General features: G+C 73.0%; 22 protein-coding genes. 9 read left to right on the forward strand and 13 right to left on the reverse strand.

The genetic code is table 11. The features are described 5' to 3' along the window. Positions 1-6: 6 nt before the first annotated feature. The 3 genes from ACYVOM_RS17245 to ACYVOM_RS17255 all read left to right on the forward strand — a co-directional run bounded on the left by ACYVOM_RS17245 (position 7) and on the right by ACYVOM_RS17255 (position 2,704). Positions 7-1,128 (forward strand): sensor histidine kinase, encoded by a 1,122-nt coding sequence (locus ACYVOM_RS17245; protein WP_460304407.1) that lies wholly within the window; start codon positions 7-9, stop codon positions 1,126-1,128. Further along, positions 1,125-1,757: a response regulator gene (locus tag ACYVOM_RS17250; RefSeq protein WP_460304408.1), complete on the forward strand. Its 633-nt coding sequence runs from the start codon at positions 1,125-1,127 to the stop codon at positions 1,755-1,757. The genes ACYVOM_RS17245 and ACYVOM_RS17250 overlap by 4 nt, the downstream gene beginning before the upstream one ends. A gap of 128 nt (positions 1,758-1,885) precedes the next feature. After that, positions 1,886-2,704, forward strand: coding sequence for an SAM-dependent methyltransferase (locus ACYVOM_RS17255; RefSeq protein WP_460304409.1), 819 nt, complete (start codon positions 1,886-1,888; stop codon positions 2,702-2,704). 103 nt (positions 2,705-2,807) lie between these two features. Here the strand turns inward: ACYVOM_RS17255 and galT are convergent, their stop codons facing one another. Together galT and gltX are read right to left on the reverse strand one after the other, a co-directional pair. After that, positions 2,808-3,908, reverse strand: a complete 1,101-nt coding sequence (gene galT / locus ACYVOM_RS17260) for a galactose-1-phosphate uridylyltransferase (protein WP_460304410.1) — start codon at positions 3,906-3,908, stop codon at positions 2,808-2,810. Between the two features lie 50 nt (positions 3,909-3,958). Further along, positions 3,959-5,350 (reverse strand): glutamate--tRNA ligase, encoded by a 1,392-nt coding sequence (gltX, locus tag ACYVOM_RS17265; protein WP_460304411.1) that lies wholly within the window; start codon positions 5,348-5,350, stop codon positions 3,959-3,961. A gap of 106 nt (positions 5,351-5,456) precedes the next feature. Between gltX and ACYVOM_RS17270 the strand changes: the two genes are divergently transcribed. Genes ACYVOM_RS17270 through ACYVOM_RS17280 form a run of 3 tightly spaced genes read left to right on the forward strand, consistent with a single transcriptional unit; the run spans position 5,457 to position 9,414 of the window. Next, entirely contained in the window at positions 5,457-7,535 is a 2,079-nt protein-coding gene (locus ACYVOM_RS17270; RefSeq protein ID WP_460304412.1) for a DUF6421 family protein, read from the forward strand. Next, on the forward strand, positions 7,532-8,578 hold the full coding sequence (locus ACYVOM_RS17275; RefSeq protein WP_460304413.1) for a threonine aldolase family protein: 1,047 nt from the start codon (positions 7,532-7,534) through the stop codon (positions 8,576-8,578). The genes ACYVOM_RS17270 and ACYVOM_RS17275 overlap by 4 nt, the downstream gene beginning before the upstream one ends. Positions 8,579-8,583: 5 nt before the next feature. Further along, the gene (locus ACYVOM_RS17280; RefSeq protein WP_460304414.1) at positions 8,584-9,414 is read left to right on the forward strand and encodes a 1-aminocyclopropane-1-carboxylate deaminase/D-cysteine desulfhydrase; all 831 of its coding nucleotides are present in this window, start codon (positions 8,584-8,586) and stop codon (positions 9,412-9,414) included. 49 nt (positions 9,415-9,463) lie between these two features. On the opposite strand, the gene ACYVOM_RS17285 is transcribed toward ACYVOM_RS17280, so the two are convergent. From ACYVOM_RS17285 to ACYVOM_RS17295, 3 genes are all read right to left on the reverse strand, one after another. After that, positions 9,464-9,856 carry a hypothetical protein gene (locus tag ACYVOM_RS17285; RefSeq protein ID WP_460304415.1) on the reverse strand — a complete coding sequence of 131 codons (393 nt, stop codon included), beginning with the start codon at positions 9,854-9,856 and terminating at the stop codon, positions 9,464-9,466. Between the two features lie 116 nt (positions 9,857-9,972). Further along, positions 9,973-10,734: an SDR family NAD(P)-dependent oxidoreductase gene (locus tag ACYVOM_RS17290; RefSeq protein WP_460304416.1), complete on the reverse strand. Its 762-nt coding sequence runs from the start codon at positions 10,732-10,734 to the stop codon at positions 9,973-9,975. Positions 10,735-11,210: 476 nt separating this feature from the next. After that, positions 11,211-12,026 carry an ABC transporter ATP-binding protein gene (locus ACYVOM_RS17295; RefSeq protein ID WP_460304417.1) on the reverse strand — a complete coding sequence of 272 codons (816 nt, stop codon included), beginning with the start codon at positions 12,024-12,026 and terminating at the stop codon, positions 11,211-11,213. Positions 12,027-12,268: 242 nt separating this feature from the next. On the opposite strand from ACYVOM_RS17295, the gene ACYVOM_RS17300 reads away from it, so the two are divergent. Then, positions 12,269-12,976: a (2Fe-2S)-binding protein gene (locus ACYVOM_RS17300; protein ID WP_460304418.1), complete on the forward strand. Its 708-nt coding sequence runs from the start codon at positions 12,269-12,271 to the stop codon at positions 12,974-12,976. Positions 12,977-13,061: 85 nt separating this feature from the next. After that, positions 13,062-14,597: a hypothetical protein gene (locus ACYVOM_RS17305; RefSeq protein ID WP_460304529.1), complete on the forward strand. Its 1,536-nt coding sequence runs from the start codon at positions 13,062-13,064 to the stop codon at positions 14,595-14,597. On the opposite strand, the gene ACYVOM_RS17310 is transcribed toward ACYVOM_RS17305, so the two are convergent. The 4 genes from ACYVOM_RS17310 to ACYVOM_RS17325 form a co-directional block, all read right to left on the reverse strand. Continuing rightward, entirely contained in the window at positions 14,585-15,043 is a 459-nt protein-coding gene (locus tag ACYVOM_RS17310) for a peroxiredoxin (RefSeq protein WP_460304419.1), read from the reverse strand. The two genes, ACYVOM_RS17305 and ACYVOM_RS17310, sit on opposite strands and share 13 nt — an antisense overlap. Before the next feature lie 132 nt (positions 15,044-15,175). Continuing rightward, positions 15,176-16,657: a MutS-related protein gene (locus ACYVOM_RS17315; protein ID WP_460304420.1), complete on the reverse strand. Its 1,482-nt coding sequence runs from the start codon at positions 16,655-16,657 to the stop codon at positions 15,176-15,178. Further along, positions 16,654-18,189 carry a MutS-related protein gene (locus tag ACYVOM_RS17320; RefSeq protein WP_460304421.1) on the reverse strand — a complete coding sequence of 512 codons (1,536 nt, stop codon included), beginning with the start codon at positions 18,187-18,189 and terminating at the stop codon, positions 16,654-16,656. Before ACYVOM_RS17320 ends, ACYVOM_RS17315 begins: the two co-directional genes overlap by 4 nt. A 71-nt stretch (positions 18,190-18,260) precedes the next feature. Further along, positions 18,261-19,115, reverse strand: a complete 855-nt coding sequence (locus tag ACYVOM_RS17325) for an aldo/keto reductase (protein ID WP_460304422.1) — start codon at positions 19,113-19,115, stop codon at positions 18,261-18,263. A 147-nt stretch (positions 19,116-19,262) separates the two neighbouring features. On the opposite strand from ACYVOM_RS17325, the gene ACYVOM_RS17330 reads away from it, so the two are divergent. Further along, positions 19,263-19,622, forward strand: coding sequence for a TraR/DksA family transcriptional regulator (locus ACYVOM_RS17330; RefSeq protein ID WP_460304423.1), 360 nt, complete (start codon positions 19,263-19,265; stop codon positions 19,620-19,622). A gap of 81 nt (positions 19,623-19,703) precedes the next feature. Here ACYVOM_RS17330 and ACYVOM_RS17335 read toward each other — a convergent pair whose 3' ends face one another. The 4 genes from ACYVOM_RS17335 to ACYVOM_RS17350 all read right to left on the reverse strand — a co-directional run bounded on the left by ACYVOM_RS17335 (position 19,704) and on the right by ACYVOM_RS17350 (position 24,130). Next, positions 19,704-20,351 (reverse strand): TetR/AcrR family transcriptional regulator, encoded by a 648-nt coding sequence (locus ACYVOM_RS17335; protein WP_460304424.1) that lies wholly within the window; start codon positions 20,349-20,351, stop codon positions 19,704-19,706. A gap of 86 nt (positions 20,352-20,437) precedes the next feature. Beyond that, positions 20,438-21,616, reverse strand: a complete 1,179-nt coding sequence (locus tag ACYVOM_RS17340; RefSeq protein ID WP_460304425.1) for a hypothetical protein — start codon at positions 21,614-21,616, stop codon at positions 20,438-20,440. A 162-nt stretch (positions 21,617-21,778) separates the two neighbouring features. Then, entirely contained in the window at positions 21,779-22,711 is a 933-nt protein-coding gene (locus ACYVOM_RS17345) for an alpha/beta fold hydrolase (protein WP_460304426.1), read from the reverse strand. 141 nt (positions 22,712-22,852) lie between these two features. Beyond that, the gene (locus ACYVOM_RS17350) at positions 22,853-24,130 is read right to left on the reverse strand and encodes a tyrosine-type recombinase/integrase (RefSeq protein ID WP_460304427.1); all 1,278 of its coding nucleotides are present in this window, start codon (positions 24,128-24,130) and stop codon (positions 22,853-22,855) included. Between the last annotated feature and the right edge of the window lie 217 nt (positions 24,131-24,347).

The following is a 24,347-nucleotide window of genomic DNA, read 5'->3' on the forward strand; positions in this document are numbered from 1 at the left end:
GTGTTGATGGACGCATCGCAGAGGAGGCTGACGGCCGCCGTCAGCGCGGGCTTCTACCTGCTCCTGCTCGCCTCCGCGCTCCGGATGATCACGCGGCACGGCGCGGTCCCCTACACGGTGGTCCCGCTCACCCTGTCGACCGTCCTCGGCGTCCTGTACGGGGCGGGCGTGCTGTGCTGGGAGCGGCTCGGCAGGCACCGGGTGTGGTGGCTGCTCGCCCTCGTCGCGTGCTGGCTGTGGCTGACGGAGATCGCGCCCAGCTTCTCCTGGTGCGCGGTCCCGCTGTTCTTCGTCAGCCTCCGGGTCCTCCCCCACCGCTTCACCGCCGTGGTGGTGATCGTGCTGACGGTCGCGGTGATCTCGGTGCAGATCCAGGTCGCCGACAGGTTCGACCCCAGCCTCGTGCTGGCCCCCATCGGCGTCGCGGCGATGACGTCGACGGTCTTCGTGCTGCTCCAGCGGCTGATCGACGATCTCACCCGGACCCGCGGAGAACTGGCCTCCGCCCAGCGCGCGGCGGGGGTCATGGCCGAGCGGGAGCGGCTGGCCAGGGAGATCCACGACAGCCTCGCGCAGGGCCTCACCAGCATGGGCATGCTGCTCCAGGCCGCCGACCGCGCCTTCGACCACGACCCGGGCCGCGCCCGCGCGCTGGCCGCGCAGGCCGCCGGGACCGCCTCGGCCGGCCTGGAGGAGGCCCGCAGGTTCATCCGCGGCCTCGGCGCGCACGACCTCGGCGCGGGCACCCTCCCCGAGGCCCTCCGCGCCCTCGGCAACCGCAGTCCCGCCGCGGTGGAGGTCCGCGTGGAGGGCGGTGAGCGCGAGCTCCCGCACGACCTGCGCGAGGCCCTGCTGCGGGTCGCCCAGGGCGCCCTCGCCAACGCCGCCGAGCACGCCGCCCCCGACCGCGTCGTGATCACCCTCACCTACGTCGGCGACGCCGTCACCCTCGACGTCCACGACGACGGCTCCGGCTTCGACCCCGCCGCCGTCCCCGCCCCGGGCCGCGGCCGCGGGCTGCCCTCCATGCGGGACCGCCTGGCCGCCGTCGGCGGCGCCCTCACCGTCGAGACCGCCCCCGGCGAGGGCACCACGATCGCCGCTACGGTTCCCCGGAGGACGGCATGACCGTCAGGGTGATGATCGTCGACGACCATCCGGTCGTCCGGGCCGGGCTCGCCGCGCTCCTCGCGGGCGAGGCCGACCTCGACCTCGTCGCCGAGGCAGCCGACGGCGAGGAGGCGGTCCGCAGGGCGGGCCTGGACGCGCCCGACGTCGTCCTCATGGACCTCCGGCTCGGCACGGGCATCGACGGCGTCGAGGCGACCCGCCGCATCCTGGCGCTGCCGGACCCGCCCCACGTCCTCGTGCTCACCACCTACGACTCCGACGCCGACATCACCCGGGCCGTCGAAGCAGGCGCCACCGGCTACCTCCTCAAGGCGGGCCCGCCCGACGAACTCTTCGCCGGAGTCCGCGCCGCCGCCCGAGGCGAGACGGCCCTGTCGCCGAAGGTCGCGGGCAGGCTCATGAACCGGGTGCGCCGCCCCTCGCTCGCGCTCACCCCGCGCGAGATCGAGATCCTCGCCCTCCTCGCCGAGGGCCGCACCAACCGCGACCTCGCCCGCCACCTGTTCATCAGCGAGGCCACCGTGAAGACCCACCTCATCCACATCTACGCCAAACTCGGCGTCGACTCCCGCACCGCGGCCGTCGCCACCGCAGCCGACCTCCGCCTCATCCGCCTGACCGACTGAAACCGACCGGGCGGACACCGGTGCCGCACGCGACCGTCGGCGCACACCGCCCCGCCGCGAGCCGCCGTGGCCGTATCCGGACAGCCGGCGCGCTCGCCATGATCGCCGCGCGGCCGTACACATGACACGTGCACGACAGCGACCACGGCGACGACGCCACCGACGCGACCCCGGGCCCCGATTCCGAAGGGGGCGCGTCCGGCGGCCGGTCGGCCGAGCTCTACGCGGCCCTCCACGGCGACGCGGCGGACACCGGATCCAGCTCACGACGCCTGGCGGAGTCGATCCGTCGGGCCGCCGAGAACGGCCCCCGGCTCGCCGCGGACAACAGGGCCTGGGTGCTGCGGGTCACCGAGTACGCCGCGGGCCAGGGGATCTCGCAGATCATCGACCTGGGCTGCGGCCTGCCCGCGCACCCGAACGTCCACGAGGTCGCGCAGGCGATCGACCCGAAGGCCCGCGTGGTCTACGTCGACAACGACGACGCGGTGCTCGCCCGCGGTCGCACGGTCCTGGAAACCGACGGAACGATCTACCGGCATTCCGACATCACCCGCACGGCGGAGGTGCTGGAGGCGGTCAGAGGGCACCTCGACCTGTCCCGGCCCGCGGCGATCATCCTCGGATCGGTCCTGCACCTCGTGCGGACCGACGACCCCGGGGCGCTCGTGCGCGCCTACGCCGGCGCGCTCGCGCCAGGGTCGCTCCTCGCGGTGAGCCACGTCGCCTCGGAGGGCGGCGTCACCCCCGAGCAGGCCGACGTCATCCGCGAGGCCTACGCCGGAGCCTTGACCGTCCGCACCTTCGAGACCGTGCGAGCGCTGTTCGGCGGGCTCGAACTCGTCCCGCCGGGCCTCGTCGACGTGCACGCCTGGCCGACCGCGGACGGGCGGGAGACCGGGGAGAGGACCGCGCTCCGCGTCCTGGCCGGCGTGGCGAGGCTCTGACGGAGCCCTGAGCACGACCGCCGACCGCGCGCGGGGCGATGCGACGGTGGCATCCCTGCGCGCCCTGCCACGTCCCATCCCAGGGGCGCTCCCCCGGCGGTGGCTAGCTGAGGCCGGGGATCTGTTTGTGGCCGGGGGCGTCGGGGGCCGTGGCGCGGGCCAGGGCCTCGCGGAGCATCGAGGCGGCCTGTTCGGGTCTGACGTCGTTGATGAACGCGCCCATGGCCGACTCGGAGCCGGCCAGGTACTTCAGCTTGTTCTGGGCCCGCCGGATGGTGAAGAGCTGGAGGTGGAGGTGGTAGGTGTCGCGGGCGTGGTTGACGGGGGCCTGGTTCCAGGCGGCGATGTAGGGCATGAGGGGAACGTCGAAGAGCGCGTCGAAGGCCTTCAGCACGGGGGTGTAGACGGCTGAGAACGCGTCGCGTTCGGCGTCGGAGAGGGCCGCCAGGTCGGGGACCTTGCGCAGCGGGTAGACGTGGACCTCGAAGGGCCAGCGGGCGGCGTAGGGGACGAAGGCCGTCCAGTGGTCGTTCGAGACGAGGACCCGGCCTCCCGCGCGCTCCTTCTCCAGGCGCTTGGCGAAGAGGTCGGGGTCCTGGTCGAGGGCCGCCAGGTGCTGGGCCGTGTACGGGGTGACGTACGGGTAGCCGTAGATCTGGCCGTGCGGGTGGGCGAGGGTGACGCCGATCTCCTCACCGCGGTTCTCGAACGGGAACACCTGCTCGACGCCGGGCGTGGCCGAGAGGGCCGCCGTCCGGTCGGCCCAGGCGTCCATGACGAGGCGGACGTCCTGCGGGGACAGCCGCGCGAAGGACCCCTCGTGGTCGGCGGTGAAGCAGACGACCTCGCAGCGCCCCTGCCCAGGACGCAGGCCCGGCCCCGTCGAGGAGCCCTCGATCCGCTCGGAGAACGACGGGAAGCGGTTCTCGAACGCGACGACGCGGTACGGGCCGGGGATCTCCGTGGAGAACCCCGGCCGTGACGGGTCAAGCGGGCATTCGGACGCCGGGGGCTGGAAGGTGCGGGCCTGGCGGTGGGCGGCGATCGCCACCCACTCGCCGCGCAGCTCGTCGAGGCGCAGCTCGGACGCCTGGGGCGGCTCTGGGAGCGCCCGCCTGTCGCGGACCTCCCGGGGCGGGTCGCCTTCCAGGTCGAAGTAGATGAGCTCGCGGCCATCGGCCAGCGTGATCGCGGTGCGCCTCATGGATGAAGATCTTTCCCTGATCCGCCCAACTCAGCCCCCATCGAACGCGATCAACCCGCCAAGCGGGCGCGGGCCGCGGCGATCCGGGCCAGGGTGCGCTCGCGGCCGAGGACCTCCAGCGACTCGAACAGCGGCAGCCCGACGGTGCGACCGGTGGCCGCGACGCGCACGGGGGCCTGGGCCTTGCCGAGCTTCAGCCCGAACCCCGCGCCGACGGCCTCCAGCCTGGTCTTCAGCTCCTCGGCCTCCCACGGGGCGTCCCGGTAGGACTCCTCGGTGGCGGCGAGCAGCTCGGCGGCCGGCTCCTTCATCGCCTTGTTCCAGGACTGCTCGTCGAAGACCGGCTCGTCCAGGAACGCGAAGTCGACCAGCGCGTGGATCTCCGACAGGACCGCCGCGCGGGTCTGCGCGAGCTCGGCGAGCTGCGCCCACACCTTGCGGTCCCAGGACGGGTCGAGGAACGCCTCGCCCTCGGCGATGAACCTCTCCAGGGGCAGCGCCCGGATGTACTCGCCGTTGATCGCGCGCAGCTTCTTGACGTCGAAGAACGCCGGGGAGCTGTTGATGTCGGCGACCTTGAACTCCTCGACCATCTCCGCCCACGGGACGATCTCGCGGTCGCCGGACGGGGCCCAGCCGAGCAGCATGAGGTAGTTGACCATGGCGTCGGCGAGGTAGCCCTCGGCCTTGTAGTCCTCCAGGGCGACCTTGTCTCGCCGCTTGGACAGCTTCTGCCGCTTCTCGTTGACGATCACCGGGACGTGCGCCCAGACCGGCGGGGTCTTGCCGAGCGCGTCCCACAGGAGCTGCTGCTTGGGCGTGTTCGACAGGTGCTCGTCGCCGCGCAGGACGTGCGTGATGCCCATCTCGATGTCGTCGACGACGTTGGCGAGGATGAACAGCGGGGACCCGTCGGAGCGGGCGATCGCGAAGTCCTCCATGGCGACGTTGGGGAACTCCACCAGGCCGCGGACCTGGTCGTCGACGGGGGTCGCGCCGTCGTCGGGGGTGCGGAAGCGCACGACGCCCTCGGCGCGGCCGAGGTCGCGGCAGTGGCCGTCGTAGCCGCGGTTGGAGTCGCCGGTGCGGGCGATGACCTCTTCACGGGTGCAGGTGCAGTGGTAGGCGCGGCCGTCGGCCAGCAGCCCGGCCACGGCGGCGCGGTGCTGCGGCTCCTGCGCGGACTGCATGAGCGGGCCCTCGAAGTGCGGCGAGGAGCTGTCCACGCCGATCCAGGCGAGGGCGCTGATGATCCCCTCGGTCCACTCGGGCCGGTTGCGGTTGGCGTCGGTGTCCTCGATCCGCAGGACGAAGGTCCCCCCGGTCTGCTGGGCGATGGCCCAGTTGAACAGGGCGGAGCGGGCGCCGCCGACGTGGAACATGCCGGTGGGCGAGGGCGCGAAGCGCACCCGGACCTTCGAGGAGACGGGAGAAGAAGACATGGATCAAATCCTAGTGCCGACCGGAGGTGACAGAAGATTTTCCGTTCTAGTACGGTACATCCCGTAAGATCTGTTGTATTAAGAGAGATTTCCGGGAGGTTCGCCCATGCGCGGCTTCGTGCAGGTGCTGTTCGACGAGGCGCACCGGGAGGCGTGGAGCATCCGGGCCGACGCCGTCAAGGCGATGAACCCCGGACACCCCGCCGACGCGGGGTACACGCGCGCGGCAGGCCTCCTGCGCGCCGCCGGGCACGCCATCGAGCCGCACGCCGAAGGGCCCCTCACCCCCGAGGTGCTGGCCGCCCAGGACGTCCTGGTGATCGCCCACCCGGCCGAGGACCGCTGGGAGCGCACGACCGGCGTCGGCTCCCCGGTCTTCTCCGGCGAGGAACTCGACGCGATCGAGAAGTTCGTGCGCGGAGGCGGCGGCCTCGTCGTCCTCGCCGAGTGCGAGCAGGACAAGTACGGCACGAACCTCGGCGATCTCCTCGCCCGCTTCGGCGTCGGCGTCGTCTCCACGACCGTGCAGGACCCGCGTCGCTCCCACAAGGACGTCGCGCACTGGGTGCTCGCCGAGCGCGGCGGTCCCGTCGGCCCGGACGACGTCCTGGCCGGGGTCGGCGCGGCCTGCTTCTACCGGGCGGGCGCGCTCAACGCGCCGGTCGGCGGCGAGGTGCTCCTGCGCACCTCCCCCACGGCCGACCCCGCCGGCGCTCCCCTCGCCGTCGCCGTGCGCGCCGACGCCGGGCGTGTCGCGGTGTTCGCCGACTCCGACCTCTTCGGCGACGACTCCATCGGCGACCTCGACCACGCCGCCCTGTGGCGCGGCATCGTCACCTGGGCGGCCGGCGAGCCCGCCGAGCGAGGCGCCGCGGCCGTCTCCTCCGCGGCCTTCGCGCACCCCGCGTGGACGGAGCTGAAGGCCGCCGTCGAGGAGCTGCGCCCGCTCCAGCTCAAGGACGGGTCGGTCCCGGCCGCCTCCGTGCCCGAGGCGCGCGCCGCGCTCGCCCGGATCACCGGCTCCGTCGAGGCGCTGGCCCCGCTCTTCCCGCACGACGCCGCCTACCTGGCCGCCTGCGTCGCCGACCTGCGCCGCTGGGACGAGGACGGACTGGGCATCCCGGACTTCCTCGGCTCACTACTCGCCTTCCAGCCGCAGGAGCGCCGCGAGGACGGCCTGGAGCACCTCGTCGTCTTCCCCATGTACACGCAGAACGGCAACCCCGACCGCAACTTCGAGGCGGTCCTGTTCCGCGTCGTGTGGCCCGAGTGGCTGGCCGAGCTGGAGCGGTCCCGCTACGACAACCCGATGTTCGTGCCCGTGGCGTTCACCGACTTCACCGCGGGCTACGACACCAACTCCGCGGTGCTGTTCCCCGAGACCGTCGCGGTCGCCGAGACCCCGCCGAAGTTCACCTGGGGCGGCATCTTCTGCGACCGCGAGGCGGCCCGGTTCCGGCGCGTCTCGCGGGCCGCCGCCGACACGCTGCGGCTGCCCCTGCCTCCGGACGCCGCCCGCCTCCTGTCCTCCCAGGAGCTCGCTCAGGACACGTTCGTGCTGTGGGACCTCATCCACGACCGCACGCACAGCCACGGCGACCTGCCGTTCGACCCGTTCATGATCAAGCAGCGGATGCCGTACTGGCTGTACGCGCTCGAAGAGCTGCGCTGCGACCTCAACACGTTCCGCGAGGCGACCCTCCTGGACCTGCCGCACGCGCCGCTCGTGCAGTACGCGATCCTCTTCGACCGGCTGTTCCGCTTCCCCATCACCGGGGCGCGCGTCCGCAACTACGACGGGCTCGGCGGCCAGCTCCTGTTCGCCTTCCTGCACAAGCACGGGGTCCTGCACTGGACCGACAACCGGCTCACCCTCGACTGGGAGCGGCTGCCCGGGACCGTCAACGCGCTGTGCGCCGAGGTCGAGGGCCTGTACAAGGACGGCATCGACCGGCCGAAGCTCGCGCACTGGCTCGCCGCCTATGATCTGGTGTCGCAGTACGTCGAGCCGCACCCCGGCTCGGCGTGGGCCAAGGGCGTGGCCGCGCTGCCCGTCGCGGAGCCGCCCAAGGCCTGGGTCGACGCGGTCCTGCCGGACGAGTTCCCGCTCAGCATGTTCTACGAGGCCCTCGCCAAGCGCCTGGGCGACGTCATCGACTCCACGAAAGGCATCCGCGCCGCATGAGCACCCTGCATGACACCTCCAAGCGCGGCTTCGCCAGCGACAACTACGCCGGGATCCACCCGGAGGTGCTCGCGGCGATCGTCGCGGCCAACGACGGGCACCAGATCGCCTACGGCGAGGACGCCTACACCGCGCGCCTCCAGGAGGTCGTTCGCGACCACTTCGGCGCCGCCGCCGAGGCGTTCGCGGTGTTCAACGGGACCGGCGCCAACGTCGTCGCGCTGTCGGCCGCGACCCGCCGGTGGTCGGCCGTGATCGCCGCGGAGACCGCGCACATCAACGTGGACGAGGGCGGCGCGCCGGAGAAGGTCGCCGGGATCAAGATCTGGACGGTCCCGACGCCGGACGGCAAGCTGACGCCCGAGCTGCTGGACCGCCAGGCCTGGGGCTGGGGCGATGAGCACCGCGCGCAGCCGCACGTCGTCTCGATCACCCAGACGACGGAGCTGGGCACCCGCTACACGCCCGAGGAGATCACCGAGATCACCTCCTACGCGCATGAACGGGACATGCTCGTCCACCTCGACGGGGCGCGGATCTCCAACGCGGCCGCGACGCTTGACCTGCCGATCCGCGCCTTCACCACCGACGCCGGGGTGGACCTGGTGTCGCTCGGCGGCACGAAGAACGGGGCGATGCTCGGCGAGGCCGTCGTCACGCTGAACCCTGAGCTGACGCCGTCGCTGAAGTACCTGCGCAAGTCGGCGATGCAGCTCGCGTCCAAGATGCGGTTCGTCTCCGCGCAGCTCGTCGCGCTGTACGAGGGCGACCTGTGGCTGCGCAACGCCCGGCACGCCAACGCGATGGCGCAGCGGCTCGCCAAGGCCGTCGAGGGCCTTCCGGGGCTGGAGATCCAGCGGCCGGTGCAGGCGAACGCGGTGTTCGCGGTGCTGCCGCGCGAGGTCACCGAGCGCCTGCAGAAGCGGTTCCGCTTCTACACGTGGGACGAGCAGACCGGCGAGGTCCGCTGGATGGCGTCGTTCGACACCACCGAGTCCGACATCGACACCTTCGCCGCCGCGGTCGCCGCCGAACTGGGCTGACCCGCGTGCTGCCGGACGTGCCGCCGACGCCGCTCGTGCCCATCGTGGACGACCGGCTCGGCGGCGTGCGCCTGCTGCTGAAGCGGGACGACCTGATCGACCCGCAGATCCCGGGCAACAAGTGGCGCAAGCTCCGGCACAACCTCGCCGAGGCCGCCGCGCAGGGCCACGACACGCTGCTGACCTTCGGCGGCGCGTACTCCAACCACATCCGCGCGACGGCCGCGGCCGGGCGGCGCTGCGGCTTCCGGACGATCGGGATCATCCGCGGCGAGGAGCACGCCCCGCTCAACCCCGTCCTGGAATTCGCGACGGCGCAGGGCATGGAACTCAGGTACGTCTCACGCACGGCGTACCGAGACAAGCCGGTGCCTCCGGGCCGCTTCTACGTGCTGCCCGAAGGCGGCTCCAACGGCCTCGCCGTACGCGGTTGCGTAGAGCTCGCCGAAGAGATCACCGAGCCTTACGACGTCCTGTGCTGCCCCGTAGGCACGGGCGGCACCCTCGCCGGGCTGTCCTTGGGCCTGCGCCCCGGCGCGCGGGCCCTCGGCTTCGCCGTCTTGAAGGGCGGCGGCTTCCTCGCCGACGAGGTCCGCCGCCTCCAGGCCGAACACGGCCGCACGTCCGAGTCCTGGTCGCTCCGCACCGACTTCCACCACGGCGGCTACGCCCGCACCACCCCCGAGCTCACCGCCTTCACCGCCGACTTCACGACCCGCCACGGCGTCCGCCTCGACCCGATCTACACGGGCAAGATGCTCTTCGGCGTCTACACGATGGCCGCGACCGGCGAACTGCCCCCGGGCACCACGGTCATCGCCGTCATCACCGGCTGACACCGGGCCCGAGGGGAGCGCCCGAGGGGAACGTCCAAGGGGACCGGCGTCAGCGGATGTAGAGGTCGCTCACGTAGAAGCCCGCGTCGTCCTGCCCCTGCCAGACCGCCTTGCGGTCGCGGACGAGCGCCCCGTTCACGTAGACCCGCACCCGGTGCTTCTTCAGCGCCGTCGTGCTGACCCACACCGCCCGGTCGCCGCGCACCTTGATCGTCTGCGTGTACCTGGCGGTCTTCGTCGTGCCGTCCTTGCCCGACTGCGTGCAGTTCGTCTTCGTCCTGCACTTCGCGATGTGGTGCTCCAGATAGATCGGCTTCCCGCTGGCACTGGTGACCACGAGCTTGACGGTGTCGTACGAGACCGCTTCCGCGGGCTGCCCCAGCACGGCGACGAGCGCGAGCGCCCCTCCGGCCGCCGCCGCCCCGGCGAATGTCATCTTCATACCCGCGATCGTCGTCCCCGCCCGATCCCCGCGACCAGGGACCGGAGTCCCCCGCACGGCGTGCGCTCGCGCGACGAACCCGCGGCCCCGAACCGACGTCTCAGGCCTCTCGCGCCCTAGAAGGTGCCGCCGTCGACGACGATGCGCTGGTCGGTGACGTACGAGGCGGCCGGGGAGACGAGGAAGCGGACGACGTCGGCGACCTCTTCGGGAGAGCAGACGTGGCCGAAGGGGGAGGCCGCGTCGAGGGCGCGGATGTCGGCCGCGCCGGTGGTGGCGCGGGCGAGGCGGCGGCCCATGTCGGTGTCGGTGAGGCCGGGGGCGACGATGTTGACGTGGACGCCGTGGCGGCGCTCCTCCTTGGCCAGGACGTGGGCGAGCGCCTCCATGGCGGCCTTGGCCATCGCGTACGGGGCGGAGCCCGCGGGGGCCGTCTCGGCGACGATACTGGAGATGAAGACGGCGTCGCCGCGCTCCTGGGCGCGCAGGTGCGGCACCGCGGCCCGCGCGACGTGGTGGGCGCCGAGCGCGTGCACGCCGATGACCCGCTCCAGCTCGGCCGGGTCGGTGTCGGCGACGGTCCTGCCGCGGCTGGCGATCCCGGCGCTGTGCACGAGGATGCCGAGCCCGCCGAAGTCGGCGGCGACCCGCGCGACGAGTTGCGCGGCCTCGCCGGGGTCGGCGATCGAGGCCTGGTAGGCCTCGGCGTGCACCCCGAGGGCGCGCAGCGCCGCGACGGTCTCCTCGGCCGAGCCCGCGTCCTTGGTGTAGTTCACCGCGACGTCCGCGCCGGCTTCTCCGAGCGCGAGCGAGATGGCCCGGCCGATGCCGCGTCCGCCGCCGGTCACGAGGGCCGTCCGGCCGCTGAGCTGCTTCACTTCGCCTCCTGCGCACACCCGGGGCAAGGAAACCGAATCCAATTCGGCACTCCGGGGAGCGCAGCATAACCCGGTGCCCGCCGCGTCGGCGAGCCCGCCCCCGCAAACCAGGGCATCCCTTAACAAACCACAGCGAAGTGCCCCGTCTACCACAGGATGTGAAGGCAAGGCTTGCCTTCTTTACCAAAAACTTTGTGTCGAACGCCGAACCGTTGGGCATTCTTAGAGCAACGAAGAGACTCACCGCCGGATCACCAAGAGCGAATGGAGATCCTCCTGGCAACCGGTGGGGAGTCCCCCGTCCGGGCCTCTCAGCACAGCCCCCTGGTGCTGAGAGGCCCGGTTTTTCTTCTCCGGGCCCGCTTTCTCCTTCTCTGGGCACTTTCTCCGGGCACTTTCTCCGGGCACGCCGAAGGCCCGGCGCCGCGCGGGCGGCCGGGCCTCCCCGGTTCCGGCACGCGTCCGGCGCCGCCTCGTCAGGCGGGGATGGAGCGGGGCGCCTTGATGCGGCTCAGCGGGATCACCATCGGGGTGCCGGAGGACGGGTCGGCGATGATCTGGGCGTCGAGGTCGAAGACGTCGCGGACGAGATCGGCCGTCAGGACCTCTTCCGGGCCGCCCTGGGCGGCCACCCGGCCGTCGCGCATGGCGACGAGGTGGTGGGCGTAGCGTGCGGCGAGGTTCAGGTCGTGCAGGACCATGACGACGGTGTGGCCGTCGCCGTTCAGCTCGCGGACGAGGTCGAGGACGTCGATCTGGTGGGCGAGGTCGAGGAACGTGGTCGGCTCGTCCAGCAGGAGGAGGTCGGTGCCCTGGGCGAGGACCATGGCGATCCACGCGCGCTGCCGCTGGCCGCCGGACAGCTCGTCCACCTGGCGTTCGCGCAGGTCGAGCAGCTCGGTGCGGGCAAGCGCCTCGGTGACGGCCGCCTCGTCCTTCTCCGACCAGGGCTTGTACCAGCTCTGGTGCGGGTGCCTGCCGCGCGCGGCGAGTTCGGCGACGGTGAGGCCGCCCGGCGCGATCGGCGACTGCGGCAGCACGCCGATGGTGCGGGCGACGTCGCGGGTCGGCAGCTTGTCGATGAGCTCCCCGTCGAGGATGACGCTTCCCGCCCGCGGCTTCAGCAGCCGGCCCAGCGCGCGCAGGGTGGTGGACTTGCCGCACCCGTTGGGGCCGATGACCGCGGTGACCTTGCCGTCGGGGATGTCGAGGTCGAGGTCGTCGACGATCGTGCGGCCGTCGTAGGCCAGCCGCAGTCGCTCGGCGCGCAGCCTGGGCTTCTCGTTCGTCATGCGCGCACCTTCCGGGGGTCCCACCGACTCGGCCTGACAGGGTCAGGACAGCCGAAACGTCACTTAGGCTAGCCTTTCCTTAGCCGAAGCATAACGAGCCGGACAGAGTTTCGGCGAATGCGGCCCCGCCCGTGGATCGAAGCGGCAGATCGGGTAAAGTTAGGTAAGGCTCACCTAATTTAGAGCTCGACCCCTCCCGCCCCGGGCCGCAGGCCCGGCCGGCTCCGGAACCGGAGACCCGCATGACGCTCCAGCCTCTCCTGGCACTGTTCGCCACCTTCGCGCAGACCGACGAGCTGCCCGGCATCGGCGCCGGCCTCCGCGAGGCCGACGGCCTCACCATCACCCAGCTCGCCACCACCCACCGCGACGCGCTCGACACGATGGTCACCGCGCACGCGGCGCGCTGGAACGCCCCCCGCCACGTCGGCGCGACGCTCTGGTGGAAGAACTACGCGTACTGGGCGTCGATCCCGCTGGCGCTGTCCTGGGCGTCCACCGGCGGCCTGTTCCCCGCGTGGACCGCCGACACCCTGCGGCTGCGCGACCTCGGCGACGACTACCCGCACATGCGGATCGGCACCGCCGAGGAGCCGGGCACCACCACCGACCTCCCCTCCCTCCTCGCCGACCTGCACGGCCCGCTCATCGACGCGCTCGCCGACGTCGCCCGCGCGGGCCGCCGGAACCTGTGGGGTTCGGTCGCCGAATCCCTCACCCGGCCGCTCGACACCTACGTCGGCCTGCTGCCGCCGGTGAACGCCGCGGACCTCCTCGCGCTGGCGGGGCGCCCGGTCCGCGACCTCATGGAGCTCGACCCGCCCCGGCGCAAGACCTGCTGCCTGTGGGTGACGCTCCCGGAGGCCGAAGCCTGCGGAACGTGCTGCCTCACCTCTCGTGGGTCGGATGCCCGCCCGGTCACCGGCGCGCTCGACGAGGCCGCCGCCTGAAAGATCTCCAGGCACATCCGAAACCCCCTGACCGCAGGGCATTTCAGGGCTTATCGTCAGAGATACCCGAGCCTTAAGGAGTGCCATGGCGGTGTGGTTGGTCGTCGCGTGCCTGGCGGTCGCCGGTGCGGAGCTCTACCTGGCCTTCGGCCGGTCTAGACGCGAGACGGCCGAGCGCATCAGTCAGCAGGAGGACGCCGAACGGCTGGCGGCTCGGCTGGAGGAGGCGCTCGGCGAGATCGCGGAGCTGCGCGCCGACGTCGCGGGCCGGCCCGAGGCCGCCGATCTCGCGCGCCTCACCAAGCGCGCCTCCGAACTCGCCCAGGGCCAGGACGACCTGGCCGTCGCGCTGCGCCGCCACGACGAGCTGGCCGGCTACGTCGGCAGGATCGAGGAGCGCACCGGCCGCACCGAGGCCTCGGTCGCCGACCTGCACCGGACCCTCGCCGCACGGGTCGACGCCGCGCTCGCCGAGCTGCGCGCCGCGCAGGAGCGCCAGGCCGGCGACATCGCCGCGGCGCTCGCCGAGGCACGGCACGCCAGGACCGAGCAGGCGGCCCTCGCCGACGCGGTCACCACCGAGCACGCCCGCCAGGGCACCGCGCTGGAGGCCGCGCTGGACGAGGTCCGGCAGTCGGGCCGCGAGCGGATCGGCGAGGTCGCCACCGAGCTGCGCACCCAGGGCGTCCGGGTCGATCTGGCGCTGTCGGAGGTGCGCGCGTTGAGCGCGCGGGAGGGCGGCGGCGCGGAACTGCGCCGGATCAGCGCCGAACTGGAGGACCTGCGGTCCGCCGACGCCGAGCAGGCCGTCCAGCTCGCCGACGCGCTCGCCGAACTGCGCGCCACCCGCGCCGAGCAGGACGAGAGGCTGGCCGAGGCGGTCGTCGACCTGCGCGAGCGGATCGGCGACGGCGGCTCCCCGGAGGGCCCGCGGGCGCTGGCCGGCCTGGACGCGCCGGGCGCGTTGGAGGCCGTCCGGGAGGAACTGCTGGCGCTGCGCGGCCGCACCGACCTCGCGCTGGACCGGCTCGACGAGCTGGACACCGAGCGCGACAGGGACCTGGAGCGCTACCGGGACCTCGCGCAGGCGCTCGACGCCGTCGAGGACCACCTGGCCGGGCAGCATGCGAGCGCCGAAGGCGAGGCGACGACCGTGCGCGGCGGCCTCGTCGGGGCGCACCCGCTGTCGCACGAGCTGCTGACGAAGGCGTACGAGAACTTCGTGGAAGCGGTCGACCTGCGCGTCCGGATGCAGGTCCCGGCGGGCGAGGCGCCCTGGCACACCCAGTACTACCTGGCCGGCAAGAACCCGGCGCGGCTGCGCCGCGACTTCGTGGCGCTGCTCGACGGCCTGCCCGGCACCGGCGCCGACCCGCGCCGGGACGCGCTGCACGCGCTCGCCCTGGAGCTCCGGGCCGCCGACGACGCCTTCGCGCAGGTCGGGCCGTTCGTCATCGTGCACGTGGACGGCGCGCTGCTGTGCGGCGTGCTGACGGTCGCCGAGGCCCGGCGCTTCGACATGGACCGGTTCCTCGGCGACCCCGCCGCGGCGGCGGGCAACCTGCGGCTGCTGCCCGAGCAGCGGTTCCGCGACCTCGGCGAGCGGACTCAGACCGCCTGACGGCCTTGCAGCGCCGCAAGGGCGCGATCCGCGTGCACGTTCATGCGGATCTCGCTCTTGACGACCTCCAGGACCTTGCGGTCGGTGTCGATGACGAACGTCACCCGCTTGGTCGGCGCGAACGCCACGCCCCGGGCCACGCCGAACAGCTTGCGCACCTCGCCCTCAGGGTCGGCGAGCAGCGGGTAGCCGAGTTCGTACTTGCCGCTGAACTCCGCCTGCCGCTCGACGCTGTCGCCGCTGATCCCGACGGGCGTCGCGCCGAGCGCCTTGAACTCGCCGACGATGTCGCGGAAGTGGCAGGCTTCCGCGGTGCACCCGGGCGTGAACGCCGCGGGGTAAAAGAAAAGGACCACGGGTCCGTCGGCGAGCAGTTCGCTCAGCCTCCGCTCCGCTCCGGTCGCGTCGGGCGCCGCGAAATCAGGCACCACATCACCGATCTTCATGCCGCCAAGCTAGTGGCACGTCCGGTGTCTCACCAGGCCCGGACCCCGTCTTGCGAGGCGATGCGGAGCCGAAAGGGAGAAGTCGCCGCAGAACACCACAGATCCGACGACCCTCTGTGGGCAAGCTCACACTTACCCGGGTGGGCCGATGATGCGGGTGTAGAGGTCGCTCGCGTGGGCGGACGGGAGGGGCTCCGCCGGGGTGAGGCGGAAGGTGCGGGTGCCGTCGGAGGAGCGTTCGGCGCGCAGGGAGAGGGTCGGGGCGGGCGGCGCCGCGTGGACGGCGCGGGCGAGGGTGTGGAGGTGGGTGACGAGGGCGACCCGGACGCCGTGGCCGGTGAACGCGCGCAGGAGGTCGGCGGCGATGGCGGACGCCTCCTCCTCACCGGTCGAGGACAGGGACTCGTTGCTGAGCAGAAGGGAGCCGGGCCGCAAGAGAGCGGCGATCGCGCTCATCCGCCCGAGTTCCTCGGCGAGGCGGCCGCTCGTCAGCGTGCTGTCCTCCTCCCGCCGGAAGTGGGTGAAGACGCCGTCGGCAGGGGTGGCCACATAGGAGGCCGCGGGGGCGAACATGCCGCTCTGCGCCATCAAGGTGGCGACGCCAAGCGCGCGCAGGAACGTGGACTTGCCTCCCCGGTTGGCTCCCGTGACCATGACGACGGCGATGCCGTCGGCGTCGAGGTCGTTGGCCGTGACGGGCGCGTCCAGGCGGAGCGCAAGGCAGGGGTCGTACAGGCCGCGCGCGGACAGCGCCGCCTCTCCGGGCTGCCTGTGCTCGGGCAGGCAGAGCGGAAGGCCGTGTGCGGAGAGCGCCTCGGCGAGGTTGAGGCAGCCGACGTAGAAGCCGAGTTCGTCGCGCAGGGCCGCGAAGAAGTCGCGGACGTCGTCGGCGGAGGCGGTGGCCGCGTCGGCTGCGCCGCCGAGGAGCCCCGCGCGGAAAGCTGAGAGGGCGCGCCAGTCGTCGTCGGACTCGCCCGACGCCTTGTGCCGCAGCCGCGCCCTGCGCCAGCGCCGGTCCGGGCGCGCCCCGGGAGGCGGGTGCAGCCGGAAACCCGCCGGCCGGTTGACGGGGCCGAGGCCGCCGGTGACCGCGATGCCGCCCTCGAACTCCAGCAGGGCGAGCGTCGCCTCCACCTCGCGCAGGTACCGTTCGTCGAGATTGTCGCCGATCATCTGGAACAGGCGGGTGAAGGCGGGCGAGGAGAACTCGGCCCGGTGGGCCGCCGCGAGCCCGGCGAGGCTCCGCAGCCGTCCGCAGAACGTCTCCAGGACGCCCAGCGCGCGCCGCAGGCGGCCGTCGGACCTCCCGCCGATGCCGCGCACGACCTTCTCCTCTTCCTCCACCGCCTTGTCGGCGAGGGCGTAGAGCGCGCGCACGGCGTCCGGTCGGCGCAGGCAGTCGGCGAGGACCTCCCGCCGGTGGCGCAGAACGGCGGGGTCGGTGAGCGGACGCAGCATCACGGCGGCGGCGATCGCGCCGAGCCGTCCGTCGCCGCGTGCCATGGCGTCCCAGAGCAGCCGCAGTTCCAGGTCGGCGGTGAGATCGGCCGCCACCGGACCGTCGGGGACGACGAAAGAGAAGTCGGTGTCTTCGGCGAGGAGTCTCGGTCTCATCGGGCGGCCTCCCCCACCCGGCGTTCCCCCACCCGGCGCTCCTCCAGGCGGCTGCTGAGCGCCGCGTACGTCAGGCCGAAGCGCTCGGCGAGAACGCGAGCGTGGTTGCGGCCGTCCGCGGTCCCCCGGACGATGCGGAAGGTGCGGCGCGCGTCGGGGCCCTCGGTCTCGGCGACCATGCTGACGACCGCGGGGTCCGCGCGGGACAGCTCGTCCAAGAACGTCACCCAAAGGCAGCGGACCCCCTTGTCGAGGAGCGCCGTGAGCAGGGGGCGGCTCAGCGCGAGCGCGTCGGACGCGGTGGTGGACATGAAGATCTCGTTCAGCACGACCACGCTGTCGCCGGTCGCCGCGTCCAGCAGGTCCCGCAGCCTGACCAGTTCCTCCTCCAGCTTGCTCGCCGGGTTCTCCAGGCTCTCCGCGCGCTCGTAGTGGGTGAGGACGCGGTCGGGCAGGTGGACCCGCGCGCGGCGCGCCGGGACGGGGCAGCCGAGTCCCGCCAGATGGTGGAGCTGGCCGAACGCCCGCGAAAGGGTGGTCTTGCCGCCCTGGTTCGGCCCCGACACCACGATGACCCGCTCCCCGGGCGCGGCAGTGACGTCATTGGGGACGACGTCGCCCGCGCGCTCGGCGGCCAAGGCGAGGTCGTACAGGTCGAGGGCCTCCAGCGTCCGGTCCTCGGTCGAGACCTCGGGGTGACAGACCGGCAGCCCGGCCGCGCGCAGCGGCGCGAGGACGTCCAGGAGGCCGAGGCAGAACCGCAGTTCCCGGTCGAGCCGCACGAGCCCGTCCGGCAGGAAGCCCCGGTGCGCCGCGAGGAAGGCGGCCAGGTCGGCGAACACTTCGGGATGGAGCCGGGCGACGAGATCGACGACCGCCGCCTCCACCACGTCGAGGCCTGAGTCGTCGGCGGGCCGGGGAGCCGCCGCGGGAGGGCCGGTGCGGAAGCGGGCGAAGACCGCGTGCACCCGGTCGGCGAAGGCGTCGTCGGCGCCGGGCTCGCACGGCGCGACGGTGATCTCGTCGCCGCGCAGCAGGAGGTCGTACCTGACCGCGTCCAGGCGGGCCAGGAGCGCGCGGGCCGCGTCGCGCGGGACGGTGAAGGCGGGCGATACGGCCAGCGCGGCAAGGTCCGCGCCGAGGGCCTCCAGCCCCGGGACGCCCGGGGCGAGCGCCGCGGCGAACTCCTCGACCGCCGCGGCGTGCGCGACGACGGCCTCGGCGAGCCTGCGCCCGGCCTGCGGCACGTGCCCGGTCCGCGCGATCCGCGCCAGACGCCGCCGCACCCTGTCGGAGGCCGCGCAGAACGCCCGTGCCGCCGCCCCCGCCTCCGGAGCCTCAAGCGCGCGGAAGACCGCCTGCCTTGCGGAGACGAGCGCGAGGTCGCGCGGAGCGCCGTGCAGGTAGGCCGCCGTGTCCTCCCCCGCCAGCGCCGACACGGCAGCCGCGACCGCGTCGAGCCGAAGGTCGGCCCAGTACCCGGGCGGGCGGGCAGGCGGCGCGCCTTCCCCGGTGAACAGCAGACTGCGCACTCCGCCCCCTTCTGCCCCGTGGTCCAGGGCGGGGACGCTACCACCAGTGCACCGCCCCGGGACGGGCCGGATCAGGCCAGGGCGTCCAGTGCGGCGATCTGCTCCGGGGTGAGCGAGAGGCAGGAGGCCGCCATGTTCTCCTCCAGGTGCACCGAGGAGGACGTGCCAGGGATGGGGAGCATCACCGGGGTCTTGGCGAGCAGCCAGGCCAGCGAGACCTGGGACGGCGTCGCGCCGGTCTCGTCGGCGACGGCCTGGAGGGCGGTGCCGGGGCCGGTGAGGCCGCCCGCGGCGACGGGGGCCCACGGGATGAAGCCGATGCCTTCGGCGGCGCAGTAGGCGAGCACGTCGGCCGAGTTCCGGTCGAGGAGGTTGTAGCGGTTCTGCACGGTGGCGATCTCGGCGGTCCTGCGGGCCTCCTCGATCTGGGCCACGGTCACCTCCGACAGGCCGATCGCGCCGATCTTGCCCTCGTCGTGCATGTCGCGCAGCACGCCGACCTGCTCGGCGACGGGGAAGCGCTCGTCGATCCGGTGCAGCTGGAACAGCTCGATCCGCTCCAGGCCGAGCCTGACGAGGCTCATCTCGACCTGCTGGCGCAGGTAGTTCGGGTCGCCCAGGACGTACCAGCGGTCCGGCCCCGTCCGGACGAACCCTGCCTTCGTGGCGATCAGGAGGTTCTCGGTGTAGGGGTGCAGCGCCTCGCGGATGATCTCCTCGCTGACGAACGGCCCGTAAGAGTCCGCCGTGTCTATCAGGTCCACGCCCAACTCGACGGCGTGCCGCAGCACCTGGACCGCCTCCTCGCGGTCGGCGGGCGGGCCCCACACCCCGGGCCCGGTGATCCGCATGGCCCCGTAGCCCAGGCGGCGCACCTCCTTGCCCGCGATCCGGAACACTCCCGACGGGTTCAGCGGCGACGTCATGGCGACCCCTCTCTCGGCTTCTTGATCAGTACATCAGGCCCGCCCCGCCCCCCGGGCCCCCGGGGGGCGGGCGGAACCCCGCCTCCCGTCCCCGCAAGGGATGTCGCGCCCGGAATACGTGTCCGTCCGATCACGTTGTGCACTTGCATGACAGCCCCGACGAAGGACGAGCGGGCCCGGGCGGCGGCCCTGATCGGCGAGGCGCGCGCCGCGAACGAACGCCTCATGGCCTCGCTCACCGACCTGTGGGACGAGCTCGTCGCCTCCTCCGAGGGCAGCAACGCCGACGACGAGCACGACCCCGAGGGCGCCACCATCGCCTTCGAGCGCGAGCGCCTCACCGACTCCCTCACCCGGGCCCGCGCCGACCTCGCCGCCCTGGACGACGCCGCCGCGCGCTTGAGCGAAGGCACCTACTGGACCTGCGCCTCCTGCGGCGGCCCCATCGCCCCTGCCCGTCTGGCCGCCCGCCCCACCGCCCGCACCTGCATCGCCTGCGCCCGCTGACCCTTCACCCCGCGCGTCCCTGATCTCCGGACGGCCCCGGTGGCAGATCCTCTCGGAAGGCTCGACGCCGGCGCCGTCGGATCATCCGGGCGGGGGCTCGGTGAGCAGGCCGGTGAGGACCATGTCGGCGAGCTGATCGGCGTAGCGCTCCAGGGAGGCGATGGCCGGATCGCCGGGGCGGCCGAGGCGGTGGGCCAGCGGCGCGTGCGTCATGCCGAGGGTCGGGCCGATGACCGCGAAGAACAGGACGTGCTGGGGGGCGCGCGGCAGCCGGCCCGCCCGCTGGAGCCGGGTGAGCAGCGGGCGCAAACGCGCCGCCGAGGGGTCGATGTACTTGTCGAACAGGTACGCGAGCCGCTCGGACTCGTGCGCGGCCTCCTCGGCGAACAGCCGGTGCAGGTGCGGGTGGTGCGCGGCGGTCCGGTAGAAGTGCCGGACGACCAGCCGCAGCAGGTCCTCGTCGGGCAGCGCGCCGTCCTCGGGGAGGTCAGGGTCGTCGGCGAACGACAGGTGCGCCTCGGCGACGGCGAAGTCCACGACGGCGAACCAGAAGTCGAGCTTGGAGCCGAACCTGTCGCCGACGAAGTTGTGGTTGACCCCGATCCGCCGGGCCAGCTCCCGTACCGTGGTGTGCGCGTAGCCCAGTTCCGCGAACGCCGCGAGCCCGCGCCGCAGCACCGCCTCGTCGGACCTGTCCGGTTGCCCGCCGACGGCCTCCGCCACGCTCACTCCGATCCTCGCCCCGCCCGCCACCGGACCGGCCAGACCGGCCGGACCGCCGCAGTTTACCGACCGGCCCGGCCCCGGCCGCCACCTCAGCTCTGCCAGGGGGTGAGGCGCAGCAGCGCCGCGACCTCGGACGCCTCGGCCCCTTCGACGGCGACGTCCCCGGCGACGGACAGGGCGAGGTGGGCGAAGCGGGGGGCGAGCTCCGCCAGCGCGGCCAACGGCTCCCCGTCGGCCTCCCAGCCCTCGACGGCGAGGCTCCGGACGCGCAGGCGGGTGAGTCCCGGCAGGACCGGCGAGTCCGCCAGCGCCCGCAGGACGCCGAGGTCTCCGTCGTCGAAGTGGGCGCCGCCGAGGTCGAGGGAGCGCAGCGCGGGGTAGGCCTCGACCGTCAGCTCGTCGAGCTGCTCGACGGGGCATGCGGTGCCGTGCACATCGGATTCGATCCGCACGGTCAGCGCGGCGAGGTTCGGCAGCCGGGGGAAGCGGGCGGACGAGCCGGGGAGCACTCCCCCGTCGGAGCGGACGGCCCCGTGCAGCGTCAGGTCCGTCAGCGCGTCTCCGCCGATCCAGTGGAAGAGGAGCGCGCCTTCGACCTCGAGCGTGCGCAGCGCGGGCAGGGCCTCCCACAGGGCGGCGGTCTCGTCGCCGGCGAATCCGGTGTCGTAGCGGGACATCGGGTCGAACCGGGCGCCGGTGGACGTCGTGGCGTCCTCGTAGAGGTAGGTGAAGGCGTGGCCGAAGCGCAGTTCGGCGAGGTGCTCCCTGCGGCGCGCGGCCAGCGCGGCGGCGGCGCGGGCCGCGGAGTGGTGGTGGTCGGCGAGGCGCAGGTCGAGGCGGCGCAGCCGGGCGGCGGCGGGATGGCGCAGCAGCGCTTCGATGAGCGCGGCCTCCCACCGCTCCGGGTCTGCCGCGTCTGCGGTGGTCGCGTCGAGGAGGGCTGCGCCCTCGTGGGCGGCGCGGAGGCGCTCCACGAGGGCGCCGCGGTGCGGCCTGCTGTGCGGGGCGGCCCGGAAGCGGGCCTCGTCGAGGAAGCCGCGCGACCAGGTGAACCGCCAGGAGCCGTCCTCGCGCAGCCCGTCGAGGCCCCACCGGCGCTCGACGCGCCGGTAGGCGTGGACGAGCCCCGCGGCGTCGCCCTCTCCGGTCTCCAGGCGGTGCTCCAGGAGGATCGCCTGGCCGCGCGGGTCGCCCTCGGCGTCGAGTTTCTCGGCGTACGCGCGCCAGTCCGCCCGGTCTTCGGAGCCGGGCGCCTCAAGGTGGGACATGCCGCTGCTCCTCCGGTCGCCGCCGAACCGCGGATAAGGCGAACCATAGATGAAGACGAAAAGCCCGACATGTCGACCGGGCGCGGCCCATGGTAACCAGTCGCCGCACCCCGCGTCCCGCAGGCGCGGCCGACGTTTCGGTACCGATCCGAGCGCGCGCCTTTACGCAGTAAGGTCCTCATCGAGGGAGGCGAGGAACTCCAGCAGCGCGGCGTTCACCTCGGTCGGCCGCTCCTGCTGCAGCCAGTGGCCCGCCCCTTCGATGACGATCCGGCCGCGCGGGTCGGCGAGGATCGCGGCGAGCTTGTCCGCCGGCATGAAGGAGCCGACGGGATCGGCCGAGCCCGTGAGGAACAGGGCGGGCCGGGTGATGACCGCGCCGGCGAGGTGCTCGGTGAGGGCCCAGTTCCGGTCGATGTTCCGGTAGAAGTTCAGGGGCCCGGTGAACCCGGTGTCCTCAAAGGCCGCGACGAAATAGGCGAGTTCCTCCTCCGCCAGCCAGGGACGTGGTTCCGGCTGCTGCGCTCCTCCCGCGGCGATCGCGTCGATGGAGTCGGCGGTGAGGGTGTGGCGGACGTCCTGGGCCAGCGCCGCGTCGGCGACGCCCGGCTCCTGGAACCAGCACATGTAGAAGGAGTCGCCGTGGCGGCGGCGCAGGATCGGGATCGGCGCGACCGGGGCGCGCGGCGAAGGCGGCACGCTCAGCCCGGCGACGGCCCTGACGCGCCCGGGGTGCAGCAGGGCGAGCTGCCAGACGATCGACGCGCCCCAGTCGTGCCCGACGAAGACCGCGTCCCGCGCCCCCGCCTCGTCCAGCAGCCCGACGAGGTCCGCGCAGAGCGTCACGATGTCGTAGTTCTCGACGCCCTCTGGCCGGTCGCTCCTGCCGTAGCCCCGCAGATCGGGCGTCAGCGTCCGGTAGCCGGCCTCGGCGAGCGCGAGGACCTGGTGCCGCCAGGAGTACCCCAGCTCGGGGAACCCGTGGCACAGCACGACCAGCGGCCCCTCGCCGTGCTCGACGACGTGCAGGGCGATCCCGTTGGTCTCCACCCTGCGCGAAGGCAGCCGCTCCCACACGTCCGGCGCGACGCTCATCGAACGCCCCTCTCCGTCGGCGGACCGGCCCGGTCCCGGCCCGTCCACGGGACGCTATCCCACGGGTCCGACCGGATGCACGGGGCCCTGTGGAGAACTTGGTTTTCTGCTGTTGCAGGGCGTTGACCAGGCGTTTTGTGCCTAAGCAGCGGCCGGAGGGGAGGTCTGGCCCGTGTGTGGCCCGTGGCCGCTGTTTTCGCTGGTCAGTGGCTTGTTCGGGGTTGTCTGGTCACTGGTGAGCAGGGCGAGGGCAGCGTCTGCGAGGGCGTTGCCCGCCTCTTCCTGTCCGTTGAGCCAGTGGGCGTAGGTGTTGAACAGGACGGCCACGCTGTGGCCGAGCCTGCGCGCGACCTCAGGGGGCGCGATGCCCGCTCCGAGGAGGAAGGAGGCGTTCCCGTGGCGCAGGTCGTAGGGGCGCTTGGCGAGGTGGACGGCCGTCTCTTCCGCTGTGATGGCGGAGGTCCGGGCCAAGGCCCAGACGTCGAGGTAGCGCGCGCTGGTGATGTAGGGGTGGGCCTGGTTCGGGCGCACGTCCCAGAACAGCCGCCCGTCCGGCGTGGTGCCCCACCGGGCGATGTGGGCGCGCAGGATGGCGACCAGGGGCGGGGGGATGGGGACGGGCCGCGCTTCCCGGTCGGCCCGGTGCTTGAGTTCGCGGGGGTCGAAGCGCGAGCCGTCATCGGTCCAGGCCGCCGAGAGTTCCGGGACGCTGCCCGACAGGATGAGCTTGCCCCATCCGGTGGCGGGAAGGATGCAGTTCGCGCGGGTCAGGTGGCGGACCTCAGCGGGGCGCGCGCCGGACCAGTACATGACCGCGAAGAACGCGCTCAGGTGGACGCCCTCATCTCCCAGGCCCTTGACGGCGTCGAGGAGCCGCCCTGCCTGTTCCGGGGACGGCACCGTGTGGGGGTCGATCCGCTCAGAGGTCCGCGTCCGGCGGACCCGCAGCCCCTGGACCGGGTTGGCGTCCAGGAGCTTGCGAGGCTGGACCGCGTAGCCCAGGCAGGACGACAGCGCGATGCGGCGGGCCTTGACCGTCGAGGGCCCCAGCGGCTTGGTTCCGCGCACGCGCTTGTCCATGCAGGCGAGCACGGGCGCGAGCGCATCGGCGTCCGCCAGGTCAACGACGAGCTTGGACGCTTTGGCCAGCCAGGCCAGCGCCTCAGCTTCCTTGGCCGGGATTTCCCCGTCCCAGGTCGGGGGACGCAGGCCGTAGCGCCGAAGTGCCCGCCGCAGTACCGCATCCGAGGGACGGCCCCGGACCCCGGACCGCACGTGCGCCATCACCGACGGGATGATGCCCTCTACCGAGGACTTGCGGGTGTTGGGGGACACCGACGGGTCGTCCCACCGGGCCTTGATCCAGGCCCGGACGTGCGCGTAGAAGGTCAGCACCCCCGCCAGGCGGACCGGACGCACACAGAACCCCGACCGCTCCACCCCCGCCGCCCACACCCCGAACCCCGGACTCACCCGACGCGCGAACGCCTGACCCTCCGCCGATATCTCGCCAAGACCCACTGGACCTCCCGCTTTGTCGCCTCTCCTCATGATGCGACAAAAAGGGGGGCGCGATACAAGGCACGTAAGGGGGGATATTTCAGGCCATCTAAGGGGTTACGCAAGGGGGCATCCT

It is taken from the genome of Actinocorallia aurea (assembly GCF_054783995.1).

Bases quoted from the DNA above. Each gene is read 5' to 3' on its own strand.
- ACYVOM_RS17330 (WP_460304423.1), top strand. From the start codon at position 19,263: ATGACAGCCCCGACGAAGGACGAGCGGGCCCGGGCGGCGGCCCTGATC.
- ACYVOM_RS17340 (WP_460304425.1), bottom strand. From the start codon at position 21,616: ATGTCCCACCTTGAGGCGCCCGGCTCCGAAGACCGGGCGGACTGGCGC.
- ACYVOM_RS17250 (WP_460304408.1), top strand. From the start codon at position 1,125: ATGACCGTCAGGGTGATGATCGTCGACGACCATCCGGTCGTCCGGGCC.
- ACYVOM_RS17245 (WP_460304407.1), top strand. From the start codon at position 7: ATGGACGCATCGCAGAGGAGGCTGACGGCCGCCGTCAGCGCGGGCTTC.
- ACYVOM_RS17300 (WP_460304418.1), top strand. From the start codon at position 12,269: ATGACGCTCCAGCCTCTCCTGGCACTGTTCGCCACCTTCGCGCAGACC.
- ACYVOM_RS17305 (WP_460304529.1), top strand. From the start codon at position 13,062: ATGGCGGTGTGGTTGGTCGTCGCGTGCCTGGCGGTCGCCGGTGCGGAG.
- ACYVOM_RS17345 (WP_460304426.1), bottom strand. From the start codon at position 22,711: ATGAGCGTCGCGCCGGACGTGTGGGAGCGGCTGCCTTCGCGCAGGGTG.
- ACYVOM_RS17315 (WP_460304420.1), bottom strand. From the start codon at position 16,657: ATGAGACCGAGACTCCTCGCCGAAGACACCGACTTCTCTTTCGTCGTC.
- ACYVOM_RS17295 (WP_460304417.1), bottom strand. From the start codon at position 12,026: ATGACGAACGAGAAGCCCAGGCTGCGCGCCGAGCGACTGCGGCTGGCC.
- ACYVOM_RS17310 (WP_460304419.1), bottom strand. From the start codon at position 15,043: ATGAAGATCGGTGATGTGGTGCCTGATTTCGCGGCGCCCGACGCGACC.
- ACYVOM_RS17285 (WP_460304415.1), bottom strand. From the start codon at position 9,856: ATGAAGATGACATTCGCCGGGGCGGCGGCGGCCGGAGGGGCGCTCGCG.
- ACYVOM_RS17325 (WP_460304422.1), bottom strand. From the start codon at position 19,115: ATGACGTCGCCGCTGAACCCGTCGGGAGTGTTCCGGATCGCGGGCAAG.
- gltX (WP_460304411.1), bottom strand. From the start codon at position 5,350: ATGTCTTCTTCTCCCGTCTCCTCGAAGGTCCGGGTGCGCTTCGCGCCC.
- ACYVOM_RS17275 (WP_460304413.1), top strand. From the start codon at position 7,532: ATGAGCACCCTGCATGACACCTCCAAGCGCGGCTTCGCCAGCGACAAC.
- galT (WP_460304410.1), bottom strand. From the start codon at position 3,908: ATGAGGCGCACCGCGATCACGCTGGCCGATGGCCGCGAGCTCATCTAC.
- ACYVOM_RS17270 (WP_460304412.1), top strand. From the start codon at position 5,457: ATGCGCGGCTTCGTGCAGGTGCTGTTCGACGAGGCGCACCGGGAGGCG.